Source organism: Rhodopila sp., from assembly GCF_035548095.1.
Classification (GTDB): domain Bacteria; phylum Pseudomonadota; class Alphaproteobacteria; order Acetobacterales; family Acetobacteraceae; genus Rhodopila.
Map to the genome: position 1 here is coordinate 115,249 of NZ_DASZUV010000005.1, position 23,956 is coordinate 139,204.

Below are 23,956 nucleotides of genomic sequence, written 5' to 3' on the forward strand. Positions count from 1 at the left end.
GCCATGCGGCGCCGATGCGGACGATCGGAGCCTGCGTCCTGGTTGGGGCGGCTGGAACGAGCCCGCGCCGCTGTCGCGGAACCGGCCGCCGCGCCAAAGCGCGCCGGCGGGCATTGCCACCTGACTTGATTTTGGGCCCGGTTTCCGACCACAATGCCCGTTGATCGGACAGTGGTGACACTGCACCCCGGCGCACACCCTATCGCAACAGAGACAGGAGCGACACATAGCCAGAGGACCCATGCCTGCCCCGCCGACCCGCGAGGGCCCTCGCGTCAATGAGGAAATCCGCATTCCCCAGGTTCGACTGATCGACCAGGAGGGGGAAATGCTGGGGGTCATGAGTTCCCGGGAGGCGCAGCAGCGCGCCTATGCCGTGGGGCTCGACCTGGTGGAGATCAGCCCGAACGCGGAACCGCCGGTCTGCAAGATCCTCGACTTCGGCAAGTTCAAATACGAACAGCAGAAGAAGAAGAACGAGGCCAAGAAAAAGCAGAAGGTGATCGAGATCAAGGAGATCAAGGTCCGCCCGAACATCGATGAAAACGACTATCAGGTGAAGATGCGCGCCATGAAGTCGTTCATCGAGGAGGGCGACAAGGTCAAGGTCACGCTGCGCTTCCGCGGCCGTGAAATGGCGCACCAGGATATCGGTGTGCGCGTGCTGGAGCGTATCAGAGCGGAAATGGACGCCACGTCCAAGGTCGAGCAGATGCCCCGCATGGAAAACCGCCAGATGGTGATGGTCCTCTCGCCACGCTGACCGGACCGGCGGGGTCTTCCGGACCCCGCCTTCACCCTGTTTTTCTCCCGAACCAGCCAAGGCCCATCATGCCCACCCTGCCCCCGCACGCGCTGCGCGCCGTGACCCATCTGATCGCCCGCCGCATGGGCAGCGAGGACTCCGAGGCCGCGCAGGTCGCCGACCATCTGGTGCGGGCGAACCTGGCCGGGCATGACAGCCATGGCGTGGGCATGCTGCCGGCCTATGTGCGGCTGCTGCATGCCGGGCTGCTGGTGCCGAACCAGACCGCCGAGACGGTGCTGGATGCCGGCGCGCTGCTGGTGATCGACGCCCGCCGTGGCTATGGCCAGCGCATGGCGGCCGACGCCGTCCGCCGCGCGATCGGGCGGGCGAAGGAGCTGGGGGCGTGCGTGCTGGCGTTCCGGAACTCGGCGCATATCGGCCGCATCGGCACCTATGCGGAGCTGGCGGCGTCCCAGGGCTGCGCGTTCACCGCCTTCGTCAACGTCGCCGACCATCACGACGTGCAGGCGACCTGGCAGGCGGCGGAGCCCAGGCTGGGCACCAACCCGTTCTGCGTCGGCGTGCCCGGACCGGACGGCCCCGCCCTGCTGCTGGACATGGCGACCACCACGATCGCCGCCGGCAAGGCGCGCGTCGCCTATAACAAGGGTGTGCCGGTCCCGGATGGCTGCCTGATCGACGCCGAGGGCAGCCCGACCAGCGATCCCACCGGCTTCATCCGCGACCACGCCGGCGCGTTGCGCTCCTTCGGCGCGCATAAGGGATCCGGCCTGGCGGTGATGTGCGAGATCATGGCCTCGGCCATCGCCGGCGGCCAGGGTGCCTTCGCCACGCCGCAGGGCGGCATCCTGAATTCGATGCTGGCGACGGTGATCGACGTGTCCCGCATCGGCGACCCGGCGAAAGTGGCGGCGGACATCCAGGCGGTGAAGGCGCATGTGAAGTCCGCCCGCCCCGCCCCGGGTTACACCGACGTGCTGACACCCGGTGAGCCGGAACGGCGGTATGCCGAAAAGCGGGCGCGCGAGGGGATCGAGGTGGATGACACCACCTGGCGCGACATCAAGGCGGCCGCCGAGTCGATCGGCATCACCGCGGCCGAGTTCGACCAGGCGGCGCGGGCGAACGGATAGCGGGCGGCACCGCCCCAGGCCGCGCCCCCCCGCCGGCACCGTGGTCCGGCACCGTGGTCCGGCACCGTGGTCCGGCCGGCATGCGGTGCGATCCGATCCGGAATCGTACCTTATATACGTCAGTACCGCGGAACGATCCGCCTGTGTGCCCGCTCGGTCACGCGGCCGCGGCCTATGACCCGTGCGTCGCGGAGGGCGGGATGCCCTTCCCGGCATCGCCACCGCCTGGGCCGGTGTCGCCGGACCATCCGCTCAACGCCTCCTGCCGCACGCCGGCCGGCTCCCGCAGCCGCCGCGCCAACAAGGCGCTGAACGTTTCCGCCCCGTCCGGGTTCAGATGGCAGAACTGGTCGCCGAAGAAACGGTCCGGCCAGTGCTCCGGCAGGCCGGTGGCGACGCGGAACGTGTCGTACCGGCCGGCATAGCCGGCGAGATAGGTCTTGAAGGCCGACCGGACCGCGGGATCGGTGCTGGCCCAGGTCTCCTGGTTCACCGGCATGATCAGGAAGCGGACCTGGATCCGTTGCGCCTGCAGTCGGGACAGCAGGCGGTCGAAGTAAAGGTCCAGCACGGGCAGCGGACGGAACGCGGCCAGATGGCCCTCGACCGCCACGGCGGCGGAGCCCGGTTCGGTGCCGAACGCGTATTGTCCTCGGGCGGCAAGGGTTTTCCGAAACGTCCGTTCGTTTCTGGACCAGCGCAGGACGCCCAGGCTGTGGGTCAGCGCGGCGAAATGGAAGCTGGGGAAGCGCGCCGCCTCCAGCACGTCGCGCAGGCGCAACGGCAGGACGGCGGTGCCGTGGCCGGCATAGACAGACAGATCGCCGGTGCGCAGCGAGTCCGCGCGCAGGGTGGCGATGTCGGCGCCGTCCAGGAAGCCGAAGCGGACGCTGCGTTCCCAGAACAGGTCCGGGCGGGCGAAGTGGCCTGGGTCGAAGGATAGGATGACCTGTTTCGGCGGCGTCTTGCAGGCCAGGGCTCTTGTCAGCGCGGCATAGGCCTCGATCGGTTCGCCGCCGCCGACCGCGAGGTTGGTCGCCTTCACGGGCAGCCGGGTGGGCAGGATGTTCGCGGCGGCGCGGGAATCGCCGAGGATCAGGATGTCACCCAGGTCGCACCTGTCGAGCAGCGCCTGCTTGGCGCGCCAGGACGGGTATTCCGGGTCCATATAGGCCATCGGCGCCAGCAGGACCCAGAGCCAGACGGCGGCGAAAGTGGCCGCGGCGGTGAGGACCAGGGTGCGCAGGTAGCGGCCGAAATGTGCGGAGGCCGGCTTTGCGTCTCCCCCTCCCGTCATGGCGGGCGGGGGCCCGCCATCCGCGGCTTTTTCGCGATGGCACCGATCGGGGGCGGGTTGTTCCAACGCCAGGCGCGGATGCCGGGCCGGCGCCCGCCATGACGGGCAGGGACCGTGACGGGACGACGACGAGAGTGGCGACGACAGGGGCAATGATGACGGAGGCAATGATGACGGGGGCGGCGCCGGAGGCGGCGGCGATGGGGCCGGCGCGGCGGGATCGGGTTCAGCCTGCATCGATCATCCGGATCAAAAGCGGAAATAGACGAACTCGCCCGTCCCGCCGGCGGCCAGCAGGCCGAGGGTGAGGGCGCAGCCCATCGCGGCGGCCCAGCGGGGCGTGGGCGCCCAGCGGAGCCAGGATCGCGGGTCCGCCTGCATGATCTGCCGCGTGGTCGGGGCGCCCCAGACGATCGCATACAGCCCGGCCAGCCACAGCGCGTTCAGGATGGCGCGCGGGTCCGGCGCGGCGGAGACCCCGTGGGCGCCGAGCATGCCGGCCAGGAGGTGGACGGCCTGGGTGGGGGTCTCGGCGCGGAACAGCACGGCGCCGACCAGCACCGCCAGGTAGGTCAGGCCGATGGACAGCAGCGGCGGCAGCGTCGGGCCTTTCCACAGGCGCCAGGCGTGGTTGACCAGCAGGAAGCCGGCGTGCAGCAGGCCGAACAGGACATAGGTCCAGCGCGGGCCGTGCCAGACGCCGATCAGCAGCATGGTGGTGACGATCGGGCCGACCATCATCGTCAGGAACCCGGTCGGCGTGCGGCGGGCCGCGTCGTCGATCCGGTGCCCGCGCCGGCGGCGGCGGCGCAGCACCGCCATGGTGAGCGGCGCGTGGACGTTGGTCATCAGGAACCGGGTCAGCGACATGTGCCAGCGCTGCCAGTAGTCGATGACGCAGCGCGCCTTGTACGGCTGGTCGAAATTGTCCGGCAGGCGGACGCCGAGGATCCAGCCCAGGCCGATCGCCATGTCGGTGTAGCCGGAGAAATCGAAATAGAGCTGCATCGACCAGGCACCGGCGGTCCACCACGCGGATTGCAGGGTCAGCGCGGGCGCATGGGCAAAATTCTGGGCGACGAGGCTGCCGAGCGGATCGGCGAGCAGTGATTTCTTGAGCAGACCGATGAGGAAAAAGCCGGCGCCGACGGCAAGATTTTGGGTGGTGAGGCGCCACTGATCGGTTCGGGAGAATTGCGGCAGCGTTTCGGTGGGATTGAGGATCGGTCCGGATGTGACAGTCGGAAAGAAGGTGACGAACAGCGCCTGGGTCGTCGGGCTCGGCGCGGGCTGGTCCGAGACGGATTGGGCGAGCAGCAGGCCGATCTGCACGAAGGTGAAGAAGCTGATGCCGAGGGGGAGGGTTTCGGAGAGGCCGAGGAGGGGGGCGGCATATTTGAACCAGGCCAGAAGGGCGAGGTTGGCGGTGACGCCGAGGATGGTGATGCGGGTTCTGTGGGTTGTCGCGGCGGCGATGGCGCGGGTCAGGAGGATGTTGGCCGTTACGGAGAGCAGGAGGATGGGGAGGGAGGCCGGGGCGTTCCAGGCGTAGAGGGCGAGGGAGGCGGCGAGGAGGAAGGCTTTGGTCGCGCGGGGGCCGGCGCGCCCGGTGAGGGCGGTGCCGAGGAGGATGGTGGGGAGGGTTAAGAGGAGGAAGGGGAGGGTGTTGGGCATGGGTGGTCGGGGGAGGATAGGCGGGGATTGGTTACTGGAGAGTTAATGTGGTTGGGGTGAGGTGGTGGCAGATTTTTAATTTTCGGGTAGAAAATGACGTTCCGTTATAGCAAAATCTAGCTAGGAACGTAATGATTTTGGCGTAATAAAGGGCGTTGTCAGCAGTCAGTTTAGCGGCGAGTGCGGGACATACTGGATCAAACTTGTTCGTCGGCATGGGCGTCGTTTGAACAACTCCACGTCGAAGGAGTGAAAAGGTGAAGGTTCGCGTTTGGCTTGCCGCAGCGCCTATCGCAGCCTCAGGGTGCGGCATTACTACATTGGACACCCCCAAAATTCCCCCCCAACCCTCCTATTCCTCCTGGCTATATATCGAACGATATAATTAAGCCCGAAGAGAATCGTTACTCCATGGCCTTGATATGCGGGCATTTGGTGGAGAGAGGTGCTGACGGTCTTTACACTCCTCTAGGAATTGCAGCTTATGAGGTTGGTAAGGCACCAAATATCGTAGCGGCATCTGATAAAGTTCCCAACGATTATTACTCTCTAATAGATTCTGGAGGACAGGCGGCGCTTCAGGGTGCATACGGCGCGGGAAGCGGGAATTTAACCGTTCAGGGGGAAGACCGCTTAGAAGTTACTGTGAGACCCATCGCTAATTGTGTTGCTCCAAATCCGGGCAAGGCAGTTATAAAAAAGGCGGTGGATGAACTGTCCTCCTATGTGGTTAATCGGTCAAATATATACTATGCAACCAGTGCGGCTCAGGAGGAAATGAGTGTCAACTACCTTGTCTCCATTTCGAAGAATGCAAGTGGGGCTGCAACTCCTATTGTCAATATAGGTGGCAGCGTATTCTTCAAGCAAGATCAAAAGGGAAGAAGAGATTATATCAGCATAAACCCGGTCAAAGTCGATACGACTCTTGCCGCACCGGTCGGATCCGAAGTCACTTCACCTGAGCCAATCACCACGTCTCCGCTGGCAAAAACAGTTCTAGCTGCCCCTACCCCGCCAAGTACGCCTCCTCTGACGCTCCCGACTAGACTCAAATGCAAAGGAACCTGTGGTCACCACGGCCGGGCCGACTGAGTTCCTGCAAAATCGCCGGGATATATTGTCAAACCCGGCGGCGCAGGTCACAAAATAAAACCCAGATAATCGTTTGCAGCGGGCCACTGACCGTGCAGCATGATCTGGTCGCGCGGGTCGCGGAAAAGAGATGCAGGATGAGATGGCGGTTCTGGCGGCGTGTCATGCCGTGAAAGGATTCTGGCACGCAATGCGGGTGATGGTCCCGCAGCGGAGACCGTCTATAGCCACACATTCGTATCCAGAAACAACTAGAGGTCCGCCATCCTCCGCTTCCGCAACGGTCATCGAGTCATATCGTCCGCGAAGGTGACGAGGTTTTTAGAGGTGTCCAAAATAGGCGCGTGTCGGTCACCAACGTGCGGCCCCGTAAAAGATTCGGGGTGCCGCATAAGGCGCTGATATGACAGGCGGCTCCCGACGGCCGCTCGTAGCCTTTCAACAACTTGTCATAAACAGCTTTATGTAACTTCGCCGCCCTCATCAAAGCCTGCCCGCAATCCGCAAGGCAACGATCGGATAAAGCAACCCCCCTGATCCACTAAAAGTTCCCTATATGTTCCCTCCATCAACGCCCGAAACCACCCCCTACGCATGCCCCGCGACATCCGACAGCAGCAACGGATCGATCCGCAGCTTCCCCAGCGCCCGGCGCCACTTCGTATCGTGGTCCGGATCGAACAGCAGCGTCTCATCCGCCGGCACGGACAGCCACGCATTCTCCTGAATCTCCCGATCCAGCTGCCCCGGCCCCCAGCCCGCATACCCCAGCGCCAGGATGCAGGACCGCGGCCCGCCGCCCTCGGCGATCACCTTCAGCACGTCCAGGCTCGCGGTCAGCGCCATTCTGTCATCCACGCGCAGGCTCCCCTCCCCCGTCCAGTCCGTCGTGTGCAGCACGAACCCGCGCGCATTCGCCACCGGCCCGCCGGCGCACAGCCGGATCTGCCGCGCGGGGGGCGAGGGCTCCACGTTCAGCTGCTTCAGCAGCTCATCGAAGGTCGGCTTGACGATCGGCCGGTTCAGCACCAGCCCCATCGCCCCCTCCTGCGTATGCGCGCACAGATAGACCACCGTCTGCGCGAAACGCGGGTCCGCCATTGCCGGCATGGCGATCAGCAACTGCCCGGTCAGATAAGGATCGGCCACGCCCTGCGGCTTGGCCACACCGTCGTCGGCGCCGGAAAAGGATTTTGCCATGCGGCGAAATCTGGCGCCGGACGCGCCCGATCGCAAGCATGACATACCCGCCATCCCCGCACCCCGCGTCCCCCCGCCATTTGGCGTCCCGCCGGCGCGGCGCTATCAGCATCCCCGTCCGCATCCGCGAAGGGAATCCGCCCCGCATGAACACGCTCACCGTCTCGCCCCTGGCCACCTACCTGGACCACCTCAAACGCGGCCAGCTCGGCTACCAATACAGCCCGTCCCTGGGGAAAGCCGTGTTCTACCCGCGCGTGATCGCGCCGGTGACGGGCGAGGCGGACCTGGAATGGCGGGTCAGCCAGGGCCTGGGCACGGTCCACGCCACCACCGTCGTCCACCCGCGCGAGGGCCAGGCCTTCAACGTCTGCCTGGTCGACCTCGATGAGGGCTTCCGCATGATGAGCCGGGTGGAGGACATCCCGCCCCGCGACGTCAAGATCGGCATGCGGGTGAAGTTCCGCGTCCACCGTCCGGCCGGGGACGAAGACCCCTACCCCGTCTTCACCCCCGCCGAAACCGGTGCGGAGGGCGGCCAATGACCACCCCCATGGGACACACGGTCACCCGCGGCAGCGTCGCCATCGTCGGCGCCGCCGAATCCGACCTGGGCGCCGTCGCCGACCGCATGAGCCCGATCGACCTGATGGCCCAGGGCGTCCACGCCGCCCTCGCCGATGCCGGCCTGGCGCTGAAGGACGTGGACGGCGTGTTCTGCGCCACCACCCAGTCCCGCTTCTCGGCCATGGCGCTGACGGAGTATCTCGGCCTGCCGAACGCCTTCACCGACAATACCATCGTCGGCGGCTCCTCGTTCGAGATCCATTTGGCCCACGCCCACGCCGCGCTGGAGCTCGGCCTGTGCAACGTCGCCGTCGTCGCCTATGGCAGCACCCAGCGCACCGTCGGCCGCCGCGCCGCCAGCCAGCGCGAATACAACCCGTATGAGACGCCGTTCCAGCCCTTCCTCCCCGCCAGCGCCTACGCCATGGCCGCCAGCCGGCACATGCACGAATACGGCACGACGCGGGAGCAACTGGCCGAGGTCGCCGTCGCCGCCCGCCAATGGGCGCTGATGAACCCCGTGGCGTGGGAGAAGAAGCCGCTCACGATCCAGGACGTGCTGAACGCCCGCCCGATCAGTGAGCCGTTCACGGTGCGCGACATCTGCCTCGTCACCGATGGCGGCGGCGCCCTGGTCATGACGCGCGCGGACCGGGCGAAGGCGCTGAAGCAGACGCCGGTGTATCTGCTGGGCAGCGGGCAGTCGATCACCCATGCCAATATCAGCTCGATGCCGGACCTGACGCATACCGGCGCCATCGAGTCCGGCCGCCAGGCCTATGCGGCGGCGGGGGTGAAGCCGGCGGATATCGACGTGCTGGCGCTGTATGACGCGTTCACCCTCAACACGATCCTGTTCCTGGAGGATCTCGGCTTCTGCAAGAAAGGTGAGGGCGGGCCGTTCGTGCAGGGCGGCCGGATCGCGCCGGGCGGGTCGTTGCCGGTGAACACCAATGGCGGCGGCCTGTCCTATTGCCATCCGGGGATGTACGGGCTGTTCATCCTGATCGAGGCGGTGCGCCAGCTCCGCGGCCAGTGCGGCCAGCGCCAGGTGAACGGGGCCAAGCTGGCGCTGGTGCACGGCAATGGCGGCGTGCTGTCCGCCCAGGCCACGACGATCCTGGGCGGCCCGTCGACCGTGTGACATCACGCCCTTCCACCCGCGCCCCCCTGGGATGCGCCCCCTCGGGATGCGTTCCCTTGGGGTGCGTTCCCTTGGGGTGCGTTCCCTTGGGGCGCCCTGGCCGTCCAGGTCAGCAGCGTTCCGGTGGCCAGCACCGACCCGCCCAGCAGGACCAGCGCGGCCGGGGTGCCGCCCAGCGCATACACCGCGCCGACCACGGCGATCCCCACCGCGTTGGCTCCCTGCTGGGTCGTGTTCAGCATGCCGGCGGCGGAGCCGGCCTGCCCCGCCTGCACCCGTCCCAGCACGAACCCCGCCAGCGGCGCCATCACCAGCCCCTGCCCGAACCCGAACACCGGCAGCACCAGGACCAGCGCCGCCATGCCGGGCGGCGGCGTCGTCATGGACAGGTCCAGCAGCGCCGCCACACCCAGCAGCTGGATCAGGCAGCCGATCAGCAGCACGCGCAGTCCATACGTCCCGACCCAGCCGCCCGCCTTGTGGGACGCCCAGGTGAACGCCACCGCCAGGGGCACCACGGCCAGGCCGCTCCGAGCCGGGGAGAAGCCCAGGCCGTTCTGCATGAAGAACGTCATCAGCAGGTAGAACGACACGTTTCCGAAGTGGAACCCGAAGGCGGTGGACAGGCCACGGACGAAGCCGCGGTTACCCAGCAGGGCCAGGTCGATCAGCGGCAGGCCACCATGGCGCTGCACCCGGCGCTCCAGCCGCAGGAACGCCCATAGCAGCACCGCGCCATCGGCCAGGATCAGCCACAGCCACCACGGCCAGCCCAGCTCGTGCCCGGCCAGCAGCGGGCCGATCAGGCACAGCAGCGCCAGGAACAGCAGCGCGGCGCCGCCGATATCGAGGCGCATCCCCGGCCGGGTCTCCCCGACCGGCATCAGCCGCCAGGCCGCCGCCGCCACCGCCAGCCCGACCGGCAGGTTCACCAGGAAGATCGCCCGCCAGCCCAACCCCCCCAGATCCAGCGTCACCAGCCAGCCGCCGGCGGCGAACCCCACCGCGCCGCCCAGGCCCAGCGCGATCCCGAACACCGCGAAGGCCCTGCCCCGCCCGGCGTCGGGAAACAGCGCATGGATCGTCGCCAGCACCTGTGGCACCATCAGCGCCGCCGCCGCGCCCTGCGCCACCCGGGCGACCACCAGCTCCGTCCCCGATCCGGCCAGGCCGCACCAGACCGAGGTCGCGGTGAACGCCAGCACCCCCGCCACGAACACACGCCGCCGGCCGTGGATGTCGCCCAGCCGGCTGCCGGTGATCACGCAGGCGGCATAGGCGACCTGGTACAGCGCCAGCACCGCCTCCATCTCCCCGGCCGAGGCGCCCAGGTCGCGGCGGATCGTCGGGATCGCGACGTTCACCACGAAGGCGTCGACCACGAACATGAACTGCGCCGCCACCACCACCGCCAGCGCCCACCAGCGGCGCTCCGCCGGCGGTCCCCAGGCGGCGGGAAGGATCGTCGTGGACATCGGTTCGTCTCCTTCTGCTCCGAAACGAGCCGATGCTGACGGACCCGGCGGCACCCGGTCGATTACGCGCCAGGTCATCGCGCCACCGCCGTCGCGCGCCTAGGATGGCGCCATGGCGAACGTCCTTCCCTTCCCCCGCCCCATTGGCGACCACCTTCGGTTGTGGCGGCAGCGGCGCCGACGCAGCCAGCTCGACCTCGCGCTGGACGCCGAGATCTCCCAGCGGCACCTCAGCTTCATCGAAAGCGGCCGCGCCCAGCCGAGCCGGGAGATGGTGCTGCGGCTGGCCGAGACGCTGGAGGTGCCGCTGCGCGACCGCAACGCCCTGCTGCTGGCCGCCGGATATGCGCCGGTCTACCCCGAACGGGCGCTGGACGATCCCGGCCTGGCCGCCGCGCGCGCCATCGTCGACACGATGCTGCGCGCGCATGAGCCGAACCCGGCGCTGGCCGTCGACCGGCATTGGACCCTGGTCACCGCCAATGCCGCGCTGGCGCCGCTGCTGACCGGCATCACCGACCCGGCCTTGCTGCGGCCGCCGGTGAATGTACTGCGGCTCAGCCTGCATCCCGGCGGCATCGCGCCGCGCATCGCCAACCTGCCGGAGTGGCGCCACCATATCCTGGAGCGGCTGCGGCGCCAGGCAGCCGCCTCGGCCGACCCGGCGCTGGAAACGCTGCTGGTGGAGCTGACCGCGCTGGGCGGCGGCGACGGGCCCGGTGGCGAGGCCGCCGATGCCGGCGTCGCGCTGCCGCTGCTGCTGGACACGCCGGCCGGCCGCCTCTCCTTCATCTCGACGACGACGATCTTCGGCACACCCACCGAGGTCACGCTGTCGGAGCTGGTGATCGAGGCGTTCTACCCGGCCGACGCGGCGACCGCCGAACGCCTGCGCCGCCTCACCGCGCCCGCCACCGCCGCGCGGGCCTGACGCGGATCAGGCCGGCCCGACGTTCGGCCGTGGCGGCATGGAGCCGGGCGGAAGGACACCGGGAGGAAGGGCACCGGGCGGCGTCGGTGGCGTCATCAGCGCCAGGGGTGAGACAGAGCCGCGCGCGGCGCCGGCAATCGTTTTTCCGGCGAGAAGATTATCGGTGGCGGCGCGCAACGCCTCGATGCGGGCAAGCTGCGCCTTCCGCGCCGATGCCGGGATACGGGGCATGTCCCGCACCATCTCCGACAGCACCGTGTTGATGCTGGTCGCCCAGGCCAGTTGGTCTCCCGCGCGTTGATCTCCCGCAAGCTGACCGCCCTGCCGCGGATGAGCGCCGGCGGAGGGCGCGACGGCCAACGGGTGGTGCGCCGCCGTGGCGGTCACCGGCTCCGGACACAGGCGCACGACAAGGTCGGGGTCTGCTGGGATTTCATCCTCTGAGGCGGTCGGCGCGGCCGCCGTGGCCTCCGGGATGACGTCCCGGTTGCTAGTGGCGGCCGGCAGGTCCTCCACACCGGCCTTCTGCCCATCCGACGCGTCCGCTGCGGCGCGGGTTGGGTCGAGCTGCCGCTGCAGGTCGGCGGCGGCCAGAGCGGGGGCGGCCAGAGCGGGGGCGGCGAGAGCGCGGGCGGCCAGAGCGGGGGCGGCGAGAGCGGGGGCCTGCGGCGCGGCCTGGGCCGGCGGTTCGGCGGCCGATTGGCCCCGGCCGGCCCGGCCGCTCCCGGCGGGGGCCCTGGCCAGTCGGTCTTCCATCCGGGTGGCCGTGCGGTGCAGCGCGCCGGCCACCGACCAGCACCGCAACGCCAGCACAGCCGGCAGGTCGTCCCGCAACGACATCTCCGTCGACGCCATCGCGGCCATGCCCAGGCTGACGACGCGCGCGGCGGCAAACAGCTCCCAGGCGGAGCGGTCGCTGAAATCCTGCACCAGCTCCGCGGCCTGCGCCCGCGCGAGGCCAGGATCGGCGTTGCCGGTGGGCCCGCCGAGGAAAAGCGGCGTAAGGAACGCGACCATCGTGGCGATCAGAGTGTCGGACGGACGCTTGCGGGAGGACATCGGGCTCGGCCTGGACGGGAGGGGAAAGGAAGGCCCGACTTCTATCATAGGTTGCAGCCTCGATCAAGCAATAATTCCTACATCGATGCCCATAGCCGCGTCCCCGGACGCGGTCAGTCGGATGCCGCCAGCTCGTTCAGCTTGCCCAGGAACCGAGCCAGCACCGTCGACTCATTCCCGGCACGGTAGCCCAACGCCAGCGGGATCGTCGGCGCCACCCCCGCCAACGGCCGCGCGACGACGGAGGCGGGCAGCAACGGCCGCATATAGGCCGGCAGCAGCGTCACCGCATCATTGGACAACACGAGGGACACCACCATCGGCAGGGTCTCCGCGCCCTCCACCGGAATGATCTCGATATGGTTCGCCTCAAGATACGAGTCGATGGTCCGCCGCAGCACCGGCGAGTAGCTGGTGGAAAACGCGATGAACCGCTCGCCGTGCAACGCCTCGGACGGCACGGTCTTGCGCCGCGCCAGCCTATGCCCGGCGGGCAGCAGCACGAACAGCGCCTCCTCCACCAGCGTCACGAAGGCGATGGCGGAGTCCGCCTCCGAGGGGCGCAGGAAGGCGATGTCCATCTCCTCCCGCAGCAAGGCCCGCAGCAGCTCCGGAGAGGACGCGCTGTGCACGACCAGCTCGATCCGGTCCAAGTCGTCGCCCAGCGCGCGCGCCACCCGGGGCAGCCAGCCGATCTCGTGTCCGGTCAGGAAGCCGACGGTGAAGCGCGTCCTCGCCGGGCGGTCGGCACGCCGCGCGGCATCGATCGCGGCATCAACCCGGGCCAGGATGGCGCGGGCGTGGTCCAGGAACACCGTGCCGGCCGGAGTCAGCGTCATGCCGCGTGGGCCGCGATCGATCAGGCGGACCTTCAGCGCCTCCTCCAGGTCCCGGATCTGCCGGCTGAGCGAAGGTTGCGCGGTGTGCAGCCGCGTCTCGGCGGCCCGCGTGAAGCTGCCTTCCTCGGCGACGGCGACGAAGTAGCGCAAGTGGCGCAGTTCCATGGCGGCGATGCCTGACAGGTATGGGGCGATCCATACAAAGTCTTTCCACTCCCCGGCAAGGGCTCCTACTTCCCTCCCGTCACCACCGCCGGTCATGCCCATCACGGCTGGGAACCGGCTTGCTCAAGGACCCGCTCAAGGAGAGGAACCATGACCGTACCCGTCGTTCTGATCACTGGCGCGCTGACCGGCATCGGCCGCGCCACCGCCCTGGCCTTCGCGCGGGAAGGCGCGCACATCGTCGTCTCCGGCCGGCATGAGGAAGCCGGCCAAGAGCTGGCGGCGGCGCTGAGGGACCTGGGCGCCGAGGCGCTGTTCGTCCGCGCCGATGTCCGGCGGGAGGAAGAAGTCGAAACGCTGGTGGCGCGTGCGGTCGCCGCCTTCGGGCGCCTGGATGCCGCGGTCAACAACGCCGGCACCGAGGGCTCGCCCGGCCCGGTCACCGACCAGGACGGTGACCGCTACGCCGTCACCTTCGACACCAACGTGCTGGGCACGGTGCTGAGCCTGAAGCATGAGATGCGGGTGATGCTGAGCCAGGGTCATGGCAGCATCGTCAACCTGTCCTCCACGATGGGGCACAAGGGCGTGCCCGGTGCCTCGATCTACACCGCCAGCAAGCACGCGGTGGAGGGGCTCACCAAGGCCGCGGCGCTGGAGGGCGCGCCGGCCGGCGTGCGCGTCAACGCGGTGGCGCCTGGCCCGGTGGACACCGCAATGCTGGATCGTTTCACCGGCGGCGCGGACCGCAAGGCCGGCCTGGTGGCCGGCGTGCCGATGAAGCGGGCCGGCAGGCCGGAGGAGATCGCGCAGGCGATCCTGTTCCTGGCCTCGGACAAGGCGAGCTTCATCACCGGGCAGATCCTGTCCGTGGATGGCGGCAAGTCCGCGACCTGACCATCCGGCGGGGAGACGGTGTGATGACCCATGCCCGGACCATTGCCGCCCATGCCGATGCCGGTGCCGACGTCGGCCCCGTGTGTCGGCGCCGGCGATGACCGGCGGGATGCTGTCGCGCGCGGACATCCATGTGCTGGCCGCCGCCTGCGGGCTGGCGGTCGCCAACGCGAACTACGCGCAGCCGCTGCTGGTCGATATCGGCGCCTCCCTGGGCCTGGGAGGGGCCACCCTGGGATTGCTGCCGGCGCTGACCCAGCTTGGCGTGGCGGCCGGCATCGCCGTCCTGCTGCCGCTGGGCGACGTGATGCCGACGCGGCGGCTGCTGACCGCCTCGATCCTGGCGCAGGCGGCGGCGCTGACCGGCGTGGCGCTGGCGCCGGACGGCGCGGTGCTGCTGGGCATGAGCCTGCTGGTCGGCTTCTTCGGCATCGTGCCCTATGTGCTGCCGCCCTACGCGACGCTACGCTCGGCGGCGGCACGGCGCGGCCGGGTGACCGCCCTGCTGGGCCAGGGGGTGATCGTCGGCATGCTGCTCGCACGCGGTGTCAGCGGCGTCATCGGGCTGCATGCCGGCTGGCGTGCCGTCTATGCGCTGGCCGCCGTGGCCATGCTGCTGGTGCTGCTGGCGCTCCGCCGCACCGTGCCCGCGGAACCCGCCGCGACCCGGGCGGGCTACGCCGCGCTGATGCGGAGCGTCCTGGACGTGGTCCGGACCGTTCCGGTGGCGCGATGGTCGGCGCTGTGCCAGGGCTTGGCCACCGGCTCCTTCACCACGCTATGGGTCGGCATCTCGCTGTACATGCAAAGCAGCGCGTTCGGCTGGCGCAGTGACGGCGTCGGCGGCCTGGCCCTGATCGGCGCGGCGGCGGCGGTCTTGGCGCCCTGTGTCGGCGGCTTCGCCGACCGGCGGGGGCCACGGCAGTCGCTGTTGGCGGCGCTGGCGGCGGTGCTGGCCTCCTGGACGGTGCTGGCGGGTCTTGGCGGCGGCCTGGCGGGGATCATCGCCGGCATGATCCTGCTGGACATGGGGGCGACGGCGGCCGACATCTCCAACCGGACGGTGATTTTCAGCCTGCGGCCGGAGATTCGCACGCGGCTGGCGACGGTCTACATGATCGGCAAGTTCGGCGGCGGCGGGATCGCGGCGTGGCTGACCGGTGAAGCCTGGGCCCGGGGCGGCTGGCCGGCGGTGTGCGCGTTGGGGGCGGCAACGGCGGGGCTGGCGCTGGTCACGGCCTGGCTGCGGGTGCGGGTGGACGGCTGAGCCGCGCGGCCGGACCGGGAGCCAAACCGGTCCGGCACCGCCATGTCTCTCCGTCGAACGTCATCCCGTCAAACGCATCCCCGTGGGGCGTCATGCCGTCGAACGCATCCCGTCGGGCGTCATGCCGAACCGGTGGCCGAACCGATGGCCGAACCGGTGCGACGATCAAGGCCCGGAATCGGGACACCGCCGGTCTCCCGCCCGAAGCGGGTGGGCGGATTTGCGCCGGCCCGGGCGGTCCCGCATAGTTCGCGCCAACCGGCGGATGGGGCGTGGCGGAGGCCCCCCGCGCAATGGCAGGGACGGAGACATGACGGATTATCCCGACTTCCTGGATTCCACCGCGCTGTTGGCGGATGGTCCCGCGCTGCGGCGGCGGCTGGACCGTGACGGCTATCTGTTCCTGCGCGGCCTGCTGCCGGCCGAGGCGATCCGAGCGGTCCGCGCGCGGCTGCTGAAGAAGGCGGCGGCGGGGGGCTGGCTGAACCCGGCCGCGCCGATCGGGGCCGGCATCGCCAACCAGGCGGCCGCCTGCAAGGACCCCGAGGATCGTTACATGCGCGTCTTCCGGACCCTGTGGCGGGACGAGGAACTGCACCGGCTGCGCACGCTGCCGGTGGTGCTGGACCTGTTCAGCCGCATTTTCGGAGAGCCCGCGCTGGCGCATCCGATGTTCGTTCAGCGCAACATTTTTCCGCAGGCCGGCGACTTCGATTTCACCACCGGCATCCACCAGGACCGCGTGCATATCGGCGGCGCCACCAGCTACGCGATGTGGGTACCGATCGGCGACTGCCCGCGGGAGAAGGGCGCGCTGGCGGTTGCGGCGGGGTCGCACAGGGATGGCGTGTTGGACACCAAGGTGGGCACCGGCGCTGGCGGGATGGATATCGCGGTGCCGATCCCCGGCACCTGGGTCACCGGGTCGTTCAACGCGGGCGACGTGCTGATCTTCTCGGATGTGACGGTGCACAAGGCGCTGCCGAACCGGACGCGGGAGATCCGCATGTCGTTCGACGCGCGCTACCAGCCGGCCAGCCAGCCGATCGCCGATGTGAACATGGTCCCGTATGCCGGCTGCGGCACCTGGGACGAGGTCTATGCGACATGGGAACGGCCGGATGGCCAGTATTACTGGCAGACTCTCGCGCTGGACGTGGTGCCGCTGGACCGCAGCTATTACGACCGTCGTGACGCGATGGCGTTTGAGATGGCGGAGCGCGGGGACCGCCAGGCGCGCGACGCGATCCTGCGGATCATCCAGCGCGACAAGGACGCGGCGAAGCGGCAACGGGCGGAACGGCTGCTGGAACGGCTGGACGGCTGAGCCGGCCTGACGGTCGCGTCATCTCGGTCGGGATGGCGTTCGACCCGTCGCACGCCTTCCCGTCAGGGTGCCGGCGGACCGTTCTGTTCCCGCCGGCGCCAGGGCCGCCCGAGCAGAGGCGCCGGTCGGTGTCGGTAGCGACCGGTCCATTCCGATCCGGTCCGTTCCGGTGAAGAATGGACCGTTTTTGCCGCCCTACCCGGCCACCCCGACCAGCATCTCCGCCGCCATCCGCACGCATCGTTCGAACACGCCCAGGTTGTACCAGCGGCTGTCCGCGTCCTCGCGCAGCAGCATGCCGCCCGATCCATGGATGCCGCCCTCGATCATCAGATTGTCGAACAGGCCGAACTGCTCGATCTGCAGCCCGTCCGGATCCCGCCAGGACCCGTCCTCGGCCTGCGCGGCCGCGCCGTCCAGATGGGCGATGGTACGGTCCAGGAACGGTGCCGCCACCGTGGCGTAGCCGAACAGCTTCAGCCCCAGCGCGCGGGCGAAGCCGACCTCATAGATCGTGCCGGCATCGGCGCTGGGGCCGCGGAACGGGGTCAGGTTCGCCAGCAGGGCGTCGCAGCCGCGGATATGCGCCTCATTGCACAAGGCGATGCGCCGCCACGCGGGCAGCGACGTCCAGCGCGCCGGCTCCCCCGCCAGCGCGTCCAGCGGCGAGACGCCGGTCAGGCCATGGCCGGCGCAGATCGCCTTCTTGCGGTCCAGCCAGACCGCCGGCTCCGGCAGGAAGACGTCCGGGCCGGCCAGGTAGACGCGAATCGACATGCGGCCTCCGCGGTGAAGCGCGTCCTGTATAGCCGATCTCTGGCGCCGGTTGTGAAACCTTATAGGAACACCCGAAGATGCGTACTCCGCCGGTCAGGGCTTCGCCGCCGCCACCAGCACCGGATCGGACCGGTACAGCGTCGGAAATTCCTTCTTCAGCGCCGCGATCTTCGGCAGGTCGTTGTAGACGATATAGGGCTGGTCCGGGTGCAGGGTCAGGTAGTCCTGGTGGTAGTCCTCGGCCGGGTAGAAGGTCTTGCCCGGCTCGATCGTCGTCACGACCGGCGCGTCGAAGGCGTGCGCCTTGTCGAGCTGGGCGATATATGCCTTCGCCACCTGGGCCTGCTGGTCCGACAGCGGGAAAATGGCGGAGCGGTACTGGGTGCCGACATCCGGCCCCTGGCGGTTCAACTGCGTCGGGTCGTGCGCGACCGAGAAGAACACCCGCAGCAAGGTGCCGTAGCTGACCTGGTTCGGATCGAAGGTCACCTGGACCGACTCCGCGTGGCCGGTCGAATCGGTGCCGACGATCCGGTAATGCGCCGTGTCCCTGGCGCCGCCGGTGTAGCCCGAGACGGCCTTGCTGACACCCTTCACGTGCTGGAACACGCCCTGCACGCCCCAGAAGCAGCCGCCGGCGAACACCGCGACCTCCCGCGGGGCGGTACCCGGCGGCTCATCCATGGCCGGCGCCGGCAGGGCGGTGTCGGCGGCGGAGGCGAGGGTCGCCGGTGTGGACACGCAGGCACCAAGCGCGGCGAGCAGAAACGGGCGGCGGGGAAAACCGGGCATGGGGGACCATCCTTTCGACGGGCGCCGGACGCGGCGTCCGCAAGACAGACCCGGCTGGCACGCGATCCGTTACACGGCGATCGCCGATCCTGTCATGCCGGCACCAGCAGTCCCCGCGCCTGCTCGATCGTCGCCTCGGCCATGGCGCGCAGCGCGTCGTCCGTCGCGCTGCTGACCGGGTGCGCGATCACCGCGAACCGATAGCCCGGCATGCCCAGCACCCGGCTCATGAGTTCCGCCGCGCTGACGAAGCGGGTCGTCATCACCGCGACCGCGGGGACGCCCTGCCGTTCCGCCATGATGGCGTCGTGCAGACTGCACGACGAGCAGCTGCCTCAGTCGCCGATGCCGGTGACGACCATGTCCCAGTTGGCGACCTCCCCGGCGATGGGGCCATCGGCGGGGGCGCTGTAGTTGGACTTGGTGCGCGACACCACCTGGGCGACGCCGCATTCCTCCCGCAGCAGGCGGTCCAGATGGGTGAAGAACCCCTTGGTGCCTTCCTTGCCGTTGGAGATGAAGCCGACGGTCTTGCCGCGCAGCGACAGCAGGCCCCCGGCCGGGCGCGGCGCCAGCCGGCCCACCGGCGGCGCCCGTTCGTTGGTAGGGTCCAGCACCTGGAAACGCATGGCGGCAGCTTCACCCTTTCGGCGGCTCGCAGTCAACACAGGCGCCGATGGCCATGGTCACGGCCTGGCTTTTGTGACCGAGCCAGGGGGGGATGATGGCGCCGAAGCCGCCGGCCGGGCCGCCGGCGGCGATCACCAGCAGGTGGTCCGCCGATTCCAGCGCCGGATAGATCGTGTCGCCACGGTCGCGCACCACCGCGCCCTTGCCGACATCGGCCCATTCGCGGCGCGGGATGCGGGCGCGTTCGTGGATGAAGGCGGCGATGTCGGCCTTGCTCCAGCCCGCCGCCTGGATGTGCTCACGCAGCTGCTTCGGGATCACGATGGCATAGTTTCCGGCATGTAACGAGTAGTGCCGCAGGTTGGCGCGCATCTCGGCGGCGAAGGTCTCCAGGATCTCGCGCGGATCGGTGGTCCACTCGTTCATGATCTGGCGGGGTGCGCCGGCCGCCATCACCGTCACCGAGGACACGCCCGGCGGCATGCCGCGCAGCTGAGCCAGCGGCGCCCAGGCGGTGTCCTCCTCGTCCTCGGCGATGCAATAGGTGAACTTGCCCGGATGGCCGAGGGTGGAACGGTCGATGCCGCCCGGCCGCACGTCGAGGATGTTGATCAGCGCCAGGCGGATGGCGCGGCCGATCACCGCGGTGGCGCGGTCGGAGTTGCCCAGCGCGTTGAACCCGCCCGAGGCGCCGATCTCCAGCCGGATCGGGCCGTTGAGGATCACCAGCACCGCACAGCCGCCGGTGCTGGCGGTGGCGCCGTGCAGCAGGAAGGGTTCGGCCAGCATCGCGGTCATGGCGGTGACGACGACGGGGAAGTGCATCGGCAGGCAGCCGGCCATCACCGCGTTGATCGCCAGCTTCTCGGCGGTGACCGGCATCGCCCGGACCGGTTCGATGCCGATCAGCTGATCCGGCGGCAGCATCGCCCAGTCCAGGCAGGCGGCGACGGCGTCCGTGGTCGGCGGCACGATCGGCAGCCCGTCGGTCCAGCCATTGGCATGGTACAGTTCCTGGACCGCACCGATATCGGCGGCCTGGTGGATTTTCGATGTCAGGCTCATCGCCGTGTGCGGCGTCTGGTTCGTCGCCGTGCGCGGCGCCTGGTTCGTCGCCGTGTGCGGCGTCTGGTTCATCATGGTCGTGGTCGAGCCCATCGTCCGCTCCCGCCGGCTGGATTGCGGCCGGCAGCGCAGCACGCGCCGGTGCCGGTGTCACCGTGGTTCCCCGCCGGGGTCCCGCCGGGGTCCCGCCAGCTTCACCGTGGTTCGGCATCTCCGAACCGGGCAGATTGTTTCGGCTTGAAATTTGACAAGCCTGCGCCTGTCGCCCACCATCGCCGCAAATCAAAAATGCTGACAGGGAGATAACGACATGGAGGTTCGCGCCCTTCCCTCCGCCGCGGCGGAGGTTACGGCCCGCCTCGACCGGTTGCCGATGACCCGCACCATCTGGACGCTGGTGCTGCTGATATCGCTGGGCGGGTGGTTCGACACCTACGCGATCTTCCTGACCGGATCGATCGCCCCCGGCATGTTCGCCGACAAGATCTTCACTCCCACGACCGTGTCATTATTCGGCTTCACCGGCCTGGCCTCGTTCATCGCCGCGCTGTTCGCCGGTCTGTTCATCGGCACGATGTTCTTCACGCAGATGGCGGATCGTTTCGGACGGCGCACGGTATTCACCGTGTCGCTGGTCTGGTACTGCATCGCCACGCTGATCATGGCATTCCAGACCACACCGAACGCGATCAATTTCTGGCGCTTCGTCGCCGGTGTCGGCATCGGCGTCGAGCTTGTTACGGTCGACACCTACATCTCCGAGCTCGTCCCCAAGCGCGCTCGGGGCCGCACCTTCGCGATCCAGCAGTCGATCGGCTTCCTGCCGGTGCCGCTGGTGGCCTTCCTGGCCTGGGTGCTGAACCCGACCGCGCCGCTGGGCCTGTCCGGCTGGCGCTGGGTGGTCATCATCGGCTCCGTCGGCGCGCTGCTGGTGTGGATCGTGCGCCTGCGCCTGCCGGAATCGCCGCGCTGGCTGGCCCAGCAGGGACGGGTGGACGAGGCCGACCGGCTGATGTGCGCCATCGAGGACAAGGTGGCGGCGGAATCAGGCCGCCCGCTGCCGGCGCCGGAACCGCCGGTGATCGAGGACCCGCGCAAGGGCAGGCTGGCGGAGATCTTCAGCCCCGCCTATCGCAGCCGCACGATCATGCTGTCGGTGGCGAACTTCTTCCAGACCATCGGCTTCTACGGCTTCGCCAACTGGGTGCCGACCCTGCTGATCAGCAAGGGCATCCATGTGTCGCAGACATTGGAATACGCCTTCATCATCGCCTTCGCCTATCCGATCTTCCCGCTGCTGAGCACGCTGTTCGCCGACCGGATCGAACGCAAGTGGCAGGTCTGCCTGTCCTGCCTGGGCATCGCCGTGTTCGGCGTGCTGTTCGCCTTCCAGACACAGCCCGGGCCGCTGATCGTCATCGGCACCTTGCAGACGATGATGAATGCCTGGCTGTCGTTCTCGGCACATAACTACCAGACGGAACTGTTTCCCACCCGTATCAGGGCAACGGCGGTGGGATTCGTGTATTCCTGGAGCCGGTTCAGCACGATCTTCACCGGCTTCTTCATCGCCGCGATCCTGCAAGGTTTCGGGGTGCCGGGCGTGTTCCTGTTCATCGCCAGCGCCATGGCGGTGGTGATCCTGTCGGTGGGCATCTGGGGCCCGCGCACCAATCACCGCTCGTTGGAGGAGATCTCGCACACGCCGCTGCTGCAGACGCAGTAGCGGCGTCCCGCCCGGCCTTGTTCCGCCGGCACGCCGAAGGATCCGGCGGACCGGCGGCGGCGATAACCGCTTGACCACGCCCGGCTTGACCACACCTGGCTTGACCACGCCCGGCCCAAATCCCACTGTCCGACCGATGCAAAGCCGGGTTTGAAGACGGGAGCGACGCGCCATGGTCCATGACGACAGCAACCGGGGAAAGCGCCTCCGCTCCCGCCGCTGGTTCGACGATCCGGCCGATCCCGCGATGACCGCGCTCTATCTCGAGCGCTACATGAACTACGGCATCACGCCGGAGGAGCTGCGCGGCGGCAAGCCCATCATCGGCATCGCGCAGACCGGGTCCGACCTCTCGCCCTGCAACCGCCACCATCTGGACCTGGCGAAGCGGGTGCGCGACGGCATCATCGCCGCCGGCGGGGTGCCGCTGGAGTTCCCGGTGCACCCGATCCAGGAGACCGGCAAGCGCCCGACCGCCGCGCTGGACCGCAACCTGGCCTATCTGGGACTGGTGGAGGTGCTGCACGGCTACCCGCTGGACGGCGTCGTGCTCACCACCGGCTGCGACAAGACGACGCCGGCCTGCCTGATGGCCGCCGCCACGGTGAACATCCCGGCCATCGTCCTGTCCGGCGGCCCGATGCTGGACGGCTGGTGGCAGGGCCGCCTGTCCGGCTCCGGCACCATCGTCTGGGAAGGCCGGAAACTCTACGCCGAAGGCAAGATCGGCTACGACCGGTTCATGGACATGGTGTCGTCCTCGGCCCCGTCGGTCGGGCACTGCAACACCATGGGCACCGCGACCTCGATGAACTCGTTGGCCGAGGCGCTGGGCATGTCGCTGCCCGGCTGCGCCGCCATCCCGGGGCCGTACCGCGAACGCGGCTGGATGGCGTATGAGACGGGCCGGCGCATCGTCGGGATGGTGCACGAAAACCTGCGCCCGTCCGACATCATGACGAAGCCGGCGTTCGAGAACGCGGTGGTCGCCGCCGCCGCGCTGGGGGCGTCATCCAACTGCCCGATCCACATGATCGCCATCGCCCGCCATATGGGCGTCGCGCATGACCTGGAGGACTGGCAGCGCCTGGGGCCGGAGATTCCGCTGCTGGTCGACCTGCAGCCGGCCGGCCGGTTCCTGGGCGAGAAATTCCACCGCGCCGGCGGCGTGCCGGCGGTGATGAAGGAGCTGCTGGCCGCCGGCAAGCTGCATGGCGACGCGATGACCGTGACGGGCAAAACCGTGGCGGAGAACCTGAAGGACGTAGCCGACGGCGACCGGGAGGTGATCAGGGCCTATGACAAGCCGCTGATGCCGGCCGCGGGCTACGTGGTGATGTCGGGCAATTTGTTCGACAGCGCGGTGATGAAGATCAGCGTCATCGACCAGGATTTCCGCAATCGCTTCCTGTCCAACCCCGAGCGCCCGAATGTGTTCGAGGGCAAGGCGATCGTGTTCGACGGGCCGGAGGACTATCACCACCGCATCGAGGACCCGGATCTGGGCGTCGAGGAGCAATCCGTCCTGGTGATCCGCAATTGCGGCCCGATCGGCTATCCCGGGAGCGCCGAAGTGGTGAACATGCAGCCGCCCGCCGCACTGCTGAAACAGGGGATCACGACCTTGCCGACCATGGGCGATGGAAGGCAGTCCGGCACCTCGGGCTCGCCGTCGATCCTCAATGTCTCGCCCGAGGCGGCGGTCGGCGGCGGACTGGCCATCCTGCGGACGGGGGACCGAATCCGCATCGACCTGAACACCCGCAAGGTCGACGTGCTGCTGCCGGAAGGCGAGCTGGAGCGCCGTAAATCGGCCTGGACCGCCCCGACGCTGGTGAACATGACTCCATGGGAACAGATCTACCGCTCCATGGTCGGCCAGCTCGGTACCGGCGCCTGCCTGGAACCGGCCACGCTGTTCCTGAACGTGATCGAGACACGCGGCGAGTCGCGCAACAATCATTAAACCGCGGAGAGCCCGGCCCTAGCAGGGCATCGCGGCGTCCAACCCCTTGGCCACCGGTGATCTCCGATGATTTCCGGCAAGGTCACCGGCTGAAAAATGATCGGCTGGCCGACAAGACTCTTTGGGCGGCGGCCGGGACGCACCATATTGCCCCGCCATGA

21 protein-coding genes are annotated in these 23,956 nt (G+C 68.7%); 11 read left to right on the top strand and 10 right to left on the bottom strand.

Annotated features, from left to right (window positions below):
- Positions 1 to 241: 241 nt before the first annotated feature.
- Together infC and VHC04_RS06565 are read left to right on the top strand one after the other, a co-directional pair.
- Positions 242 to 763 (top strand): translation initiation factor IF-3, encoded by a 522-nt coding sequence (gene infC, locus VHC04_RS06560; protein ID WP_325679262.1) that lies wholly within the window; start codon positions 242 to 244, stop codon positions 761 to 763.
- Between the two features lie 68 nt (positions 764 to 831).
- A complete protein-coding gene (locus tag VHC04_RS06565; RefSeq protein ID WP_325679264.1) occupies positions 832 to 1,902 on the top strand; it encodes a malate/lactate/ureidoglycolate dehydrogenase in 1,071 nt (356 codons plus the stop codon).
- 172 nt (positions 1,903 to 2,074) lie between these two features.
- On the opposite strand, the gene VHC04_RS06570 is transcribed toward VHC04_RS06565, so the two are convergent.
- Both VHC04_RS06570 and VHC04_RS06575 read right to left on the bottom strand, forming a co-directional pair.
- Positions 2,075 to 3,199, bottom strand: coding sequence for a hypothetical protein (locus VHC04_RS06570; protein WP_325679266.1), 1,125 nt, complete (start codon positions 3,197 to 3,199; stop codon positions 2,075 to 2,077).
- 249 nt (positions 3,200 to 3,448) lie between these two features.
- The gene (locus tag VHC04_RS06575; protein WP_325679268.1) at positions 3,449 to 4,873 is read right to left on the bottom strand and encodes an MBOAT family O-acyltransferase; all 1,425 of its coding nucleotides are present in this window, start codon (positions 4,871 to 4,873) and stop codon (positions 3,449 to 3,451) included.
- Between the two features lie 411 nt (positions 4,874 to 5,284).
- Between VHC04_RS06575 and VHC04_RS06580 the strand changes: the two genes are divergently transcribed.
- A complete protein-coding gene (locus tag VHC04_RS06580) occupies positions 5,285 to 5,968 on the top strand; it encodes a hypothetical protein (RefSeq protein ID WP_325679270.1) in 684 nt (227 codons plus the stop codon).
- 588 nt (positions 5,969 to 6,556) lie between these two features.
- On the opposite strand, the gene VHC04_RS06585 is transcribed toward VHC04_RS06580, so the two are convergent.
- Positions 6,557 to 7,168, bottom strand: coding sequence for a YqgE/AlgH family protein (locus VHC04_RS06585; protein ID WP_325679272.1), 612 nt, complete (start codon positions 7,166 to 7,168; stop codon positions 6,557 to 6,559).
- 146 nt (positions 7,169 to 7,314) lie between these two features.
- Here VHC04_RS06585 and VHC04_RS06590 point away from each other — a divergent pair, with 146 nt between their 5' ends.
- Positions 7,315 to 7,713 (top strand): Zn-ribbon domain-containing OB-fold protein, encoded by a 399-nt coding sequence (locus VHC04_RS06590; RefSeq protein WP_325679274.1) that lies wholly within the window; start codon positions 7,315 to 7,317, stop codon positions 7,711 to 7,713.
- On the top strand, positions 7,710 to 8,879 hold the full coding sequence (locus tag VHC04_RS06595; RefSeq protein WP_325679275.1) for an acetyl-CoA acetyltransferase: 1,170 nt from the start codon (positions 7,710 to 7,712) through the stop codon (positions 8,877 to 8,879). The genes VHC04_RS06590 and VHC04_RS06595 overlap by 4 nt, the downstream gene beginning before the upstream one ends.
- A gap of 2 nt (positions 8,880 to 8,881) precedes the next feature.
- Here the strand turns inward: VHC04_RS06595 and VHC04_RS06600 are convergent, their stop codons facing one another.
- Positions 8,882 to 10,354: an MFS transporter gene (locus VHC04_RS06600; RefSeq protein WP_325679277.1), complete on the bottom strand. Its 1,473-nt coding sequence runs from the start codon at positions 10,352 to 10,354 to the stop codon at positions 8,882 to 8,884.
- A gap of 112 nt (positions 10,355 to 10,466) precedes the next feature.
- Between VHC04_RS06600 and VHC04_RS06605 the strand changes: the two genes are divergently transcribed.
- Positions 10,467 to 11,285, top strand: coding sequence for a helix-turn-helix domain-containing protein (locus tag VHC04_RS06605; RefSeq protein WP_325679279.1), 819 nt, complete (start codon positions 10,467 to 10,469; stop codon positions 11,283 to 11,285).
- A gap of 6 nt (positions 11,286 to 11,291) precedes the next feature.
- Here the strand turns inward: VHC04_RS06605 and VHC04_RS06610 are convergent, their stop codons facing one another.
- Together VHC04_RS06610 and VHC04_RS06615 are read right to left on the bottom strand one after the other, a co-directional pair.
- Positions 11,292 to 12,344 (bottom strand): hypothetical protein, encoded by a 1,053-nt coding sequence (locus VHC04_RS06610; RefSeq protein ID WP_325679281.1) that lies wholly within the window; start codon positions 12,342 to 12,344, stop codon positions 11,292 to 11,294.
- 113 nt (positions 12,345 to 12,457) lie between these two features.
- Entirely contained in the window at positions 12,458 to 13,348 is an 891-nt protein-coding gene (locus tag VHC04_RS06615; protein WP_325679283.1) for a LysR substrate-binding domain-containing protein, read from the bottom strand.
- Between the two features lie 150 nt (positions 13,349 to 13,498).
- On the opposite strand from VHC04_RS06615, the gene VHC04_RS06620 reads away from it, so the two are divergent.
- From VHC04_RS06620 to VHC04_RS06630, 3 genes are all read left to right on the top strand, one after another.
- On the top strand, positions 13,499 to 14,245 hold the full coding sequence (locus VHC04_RS06620) for an SDR family NAD(P)-dependent oxidoreductase (RefSeq protein WP_325679284.1): 747 nt from the start codon (positions 13,499 to 13,501) through the stop codon (positions 14,243 to 14,245).
- Positions 14,246 to 14,354: 109 nt separating this feature from the next.
- Positions 14,355 to 15,512, top strand: a complete 1,158-nt coding sequence (locus VHC04_RS06625) for an MFS transporter (RefSeq protein WP_325679286.1) — start codon at positions 14,355 to 14,357, stop codon at positions 15,510 to 15,512.
- A 310-nt stretch (positions 15,513 to 15,822) separates the two neighbouring features.
- Complete coding sequence (locus VHC04_RS06630) at positions 15,823 to 16,839, top strand: phytanoyl-CoA dioxygenase family protein (RefSeq protein WP_325679288.1); 1,017 nt, start codon at positions 15,823 to 15,825, stop codon at positions 16,837 to 16,839.
- 195 nt (positions 16,840 to 17,034) lie between these two features.
- Here the strand turns inward: VHC04_RS06630 and VHC04_RS06635 are convergent, their stop codons facing one another.
- From VHC04_RS06635 to VHC04_RS06650, 4 genes are all read right to left on the bottom strand, one after another.
- On the bottom strand, positions 17,035 to 17,616 hold the full coding sequence (locus tag VHC04_RS06635; protein ID WP_325679290.1) for a nucleoside 2-deoxyribosyltransferase: 582 nt from the start codon (positions 17,614 to 17,616) through the stop codon (positions 17,035 to 17,037).
- A gap of 93 nt (positions 17,617 to 17,709) precedes the next feature.
- Positions 17,710 to 18,408 carry a peptide-methionine (S)-S-oxide reductase MsrA gene (gene msrA / locus VHC04_RS06640; RefSeq protein WP_325679292.1) on the bottom strand — a complete coding sequence of 233 codons (699 nt, stop codon included), beginning with the start codon at positions 18,406 to 18,408 and terminating at the stop codon, positions 17,710 to 17,712.
- Between the two features lie 92 nt (positions 18,409 to 18,500).
- Entirely contained in the window at positions 18,501 to 19,037 is a 537-nt protein-coding gene (locus VHC04_RS06645) for a UGSC family (seleno)protein (protein WP_325679294.1), read from the bottom strand.
- A 10-nt stretch (positions 19,038 to 19,047) separates the two neighbouring features.
- A complete protein-coding gene (locus tag VHC04_RS06650; protein ID WP_325679296.1) occupies positions 19,048 to 20,196 on the bottom strand; it encodes a hypothetical protein in 1,149 nt (382 codons plus the stop codon).
- A 217-nt stretch (positions 20,197 to 20,413) separates the two neighbouring features.
- On the opposite strand from VHC04_RS06650, the gene VHC04_RS06655 reads away from it, so the two are divergent.
- Both VHC04_RS06655 and VHC04_RS06660 read left to right on the top strand, forming a co-directional pair.
- Positions 20,414 to 21,829, top strand: a complete 1,416-nt coding sequence (locus VHC04_RS06655) for an MFS transporter (RefSeq protein ID WP_325679298.1) — start codon at positions 20,414 to 20,416, stop codon at positions 21,827 to 21,829.
- 172 nt (positions 21,830 to 22,001) lie between these two features.
- Positions 22,002 to 23,795: an IlvD/Edd family dehydratase gene (locus VHC04_RS06660; protein WP_325679300.1), complete on the top strand. Its 1,794-nt coding sequence runs from the start codon at positions 22,002 to 22,004 to the stop codon at positions 23,793 to 23,795.
- Positions 23,796 to 23,956 lie beyond the last annotated feature (161 nt).

Bases quoted from the DNA above. Each gene is read 5' to 3' on its own strand.
- VHC04_RS06630 (WP_325679288.1), top strand. From the start codon at position 15,823: ATGACGGATTATCCCGACTTCCTGGATTCCACCGCGCTGTTGGCGGAT.
- VHC04_RS06635 (WP_325679290.1), bottom strand. From the start codon at position 17,616: ATGTCGATTCGCGTCTACCTGGCCGGCCCGGACGTCTTCCTGCCGGAG.
- VHC04_RS06605 (WP_325679279.1), top strand. From the start codon at position 10,467: ATGGCGAACGTCCTTCCCTTCCCCCGCCCCATTGGCGACCACCTTCGG.
- msrA (WP_325679292.1), bottom strand. From the start codon at position 18,408: ATGCCCGGTTTTCCCCGCCGCCCGTTTCTGCTCGCCGCGCTTGGTGCC.
- VHC04_RS06660 (WP_325679300.1), top strand. From the start codon at position 22,002: ATGGTCCATGACGACAGCAACCGGGGAAAGCGCCTCCGCTCCCGCCGC.
- VHC04_RS06615 (WP_325679283.1), bottom strand. From the start codon at position 13,348: ATGGAACTGCGCCACTTGCGCTACTTCGTCGCCGTCGCCGAGGAAGGC.
- VHC04_RS06580 (WP_325679270.1), top strand. From the start codon at position 5,285: ATGGCCTTGATATGCGGGCATTTGGTGGAGAGAGGTGCTGACGGTCTT.
- VHC04_RS06625 (WP_325679286.1), top strand. From the start codon at position 14,355: ATGCTGTCGCGCGCGGACATCCATGTGCTGGCCGCCGCCTGCGGGCTG.
- VHC04_RS06595 (WP_325679275.1), top strand. From the start codon at position 7,710: ATGACCACCCCCATGGGACACACGGTCACCCGCGGCAGCGTCGCCATC.
- VHC04_RS06650 (WP_325679296.1), bottom strand. From the start codon at position 20,196: ATGGGCTCGACCACGACCATGATGAACCAGACGCCGCACACGGCGACG.
- VHC04_RS06585 (WP_325679272.1), bottom strand. From the start codon at position 7,168: ATGGCAAAATCCTTTTCCGGCGCCGACGACGGTGTGGCCAAGCCGCAG.
- VHC04_RS06610 (WP_325679281.1), bottom strand. From the start codon at position 12,344: ATGTCCTCCCGCAAGCGTCCGTCCGACACTCTGATCGCCACGATGGTC.
- VHC04_RS06570 (WP_325679266.1), bottom strand. From the start codon at position 3,199: ATGACGGGAGGGGGAGACGCAAAGCCGGCCTCCGCACATTTCGGCCGC.
- VHC04_RS06575 (WP_325679268.1), bottom strand. From the start codon at position 4,873: ATGCCCAACACCCTCCCCTTCCTCCTCTTAACCCTCCCCACCATCCTC.
- infC (WP_325679262.1), top strand. From the start codon at position 242: ATGCCTGCCCCGCCGACCCGCGAGGGCCCTCGCGTCAATGAGGAAATC.
- VHC04_RS06590 (WP_325679274.1), top strand. From the start codon at position 7,315: ATGAACACGCTCACCGTCTCGCCCCTGGCCACCTACCTGGACCACCTC.
- VHC04_RS06600 (WP_325679277.1), bottom strand. From the start codon at position 10,354: ATGTCCACGACGATCCTTCCCGCCGCCTGGGGACCGCCGGCGGAGCGC.
- VHC04_RS06655 (WP_325679298.1), top strand. From the start codon at position 20,414: ATGGAGGTTCGCGCCCTTCCCTCCGCCGCGGCGGAGGTTACGGCCCGC.
- VHC04_RS06620 (WP_325679284.1), top strand. From the start codon at position 13,499: ATGACCGTACCCGTCGTTCTGATCACTGGCGCGCTGACCGGCATCGGC.
- VHC04_RS06565 (WP_325679264.1), top strand. From the start codon at position 832: ATGCCCACCCTGCCCCCGCACGCGCTGCGCGCCGTGACCCATCTGATC.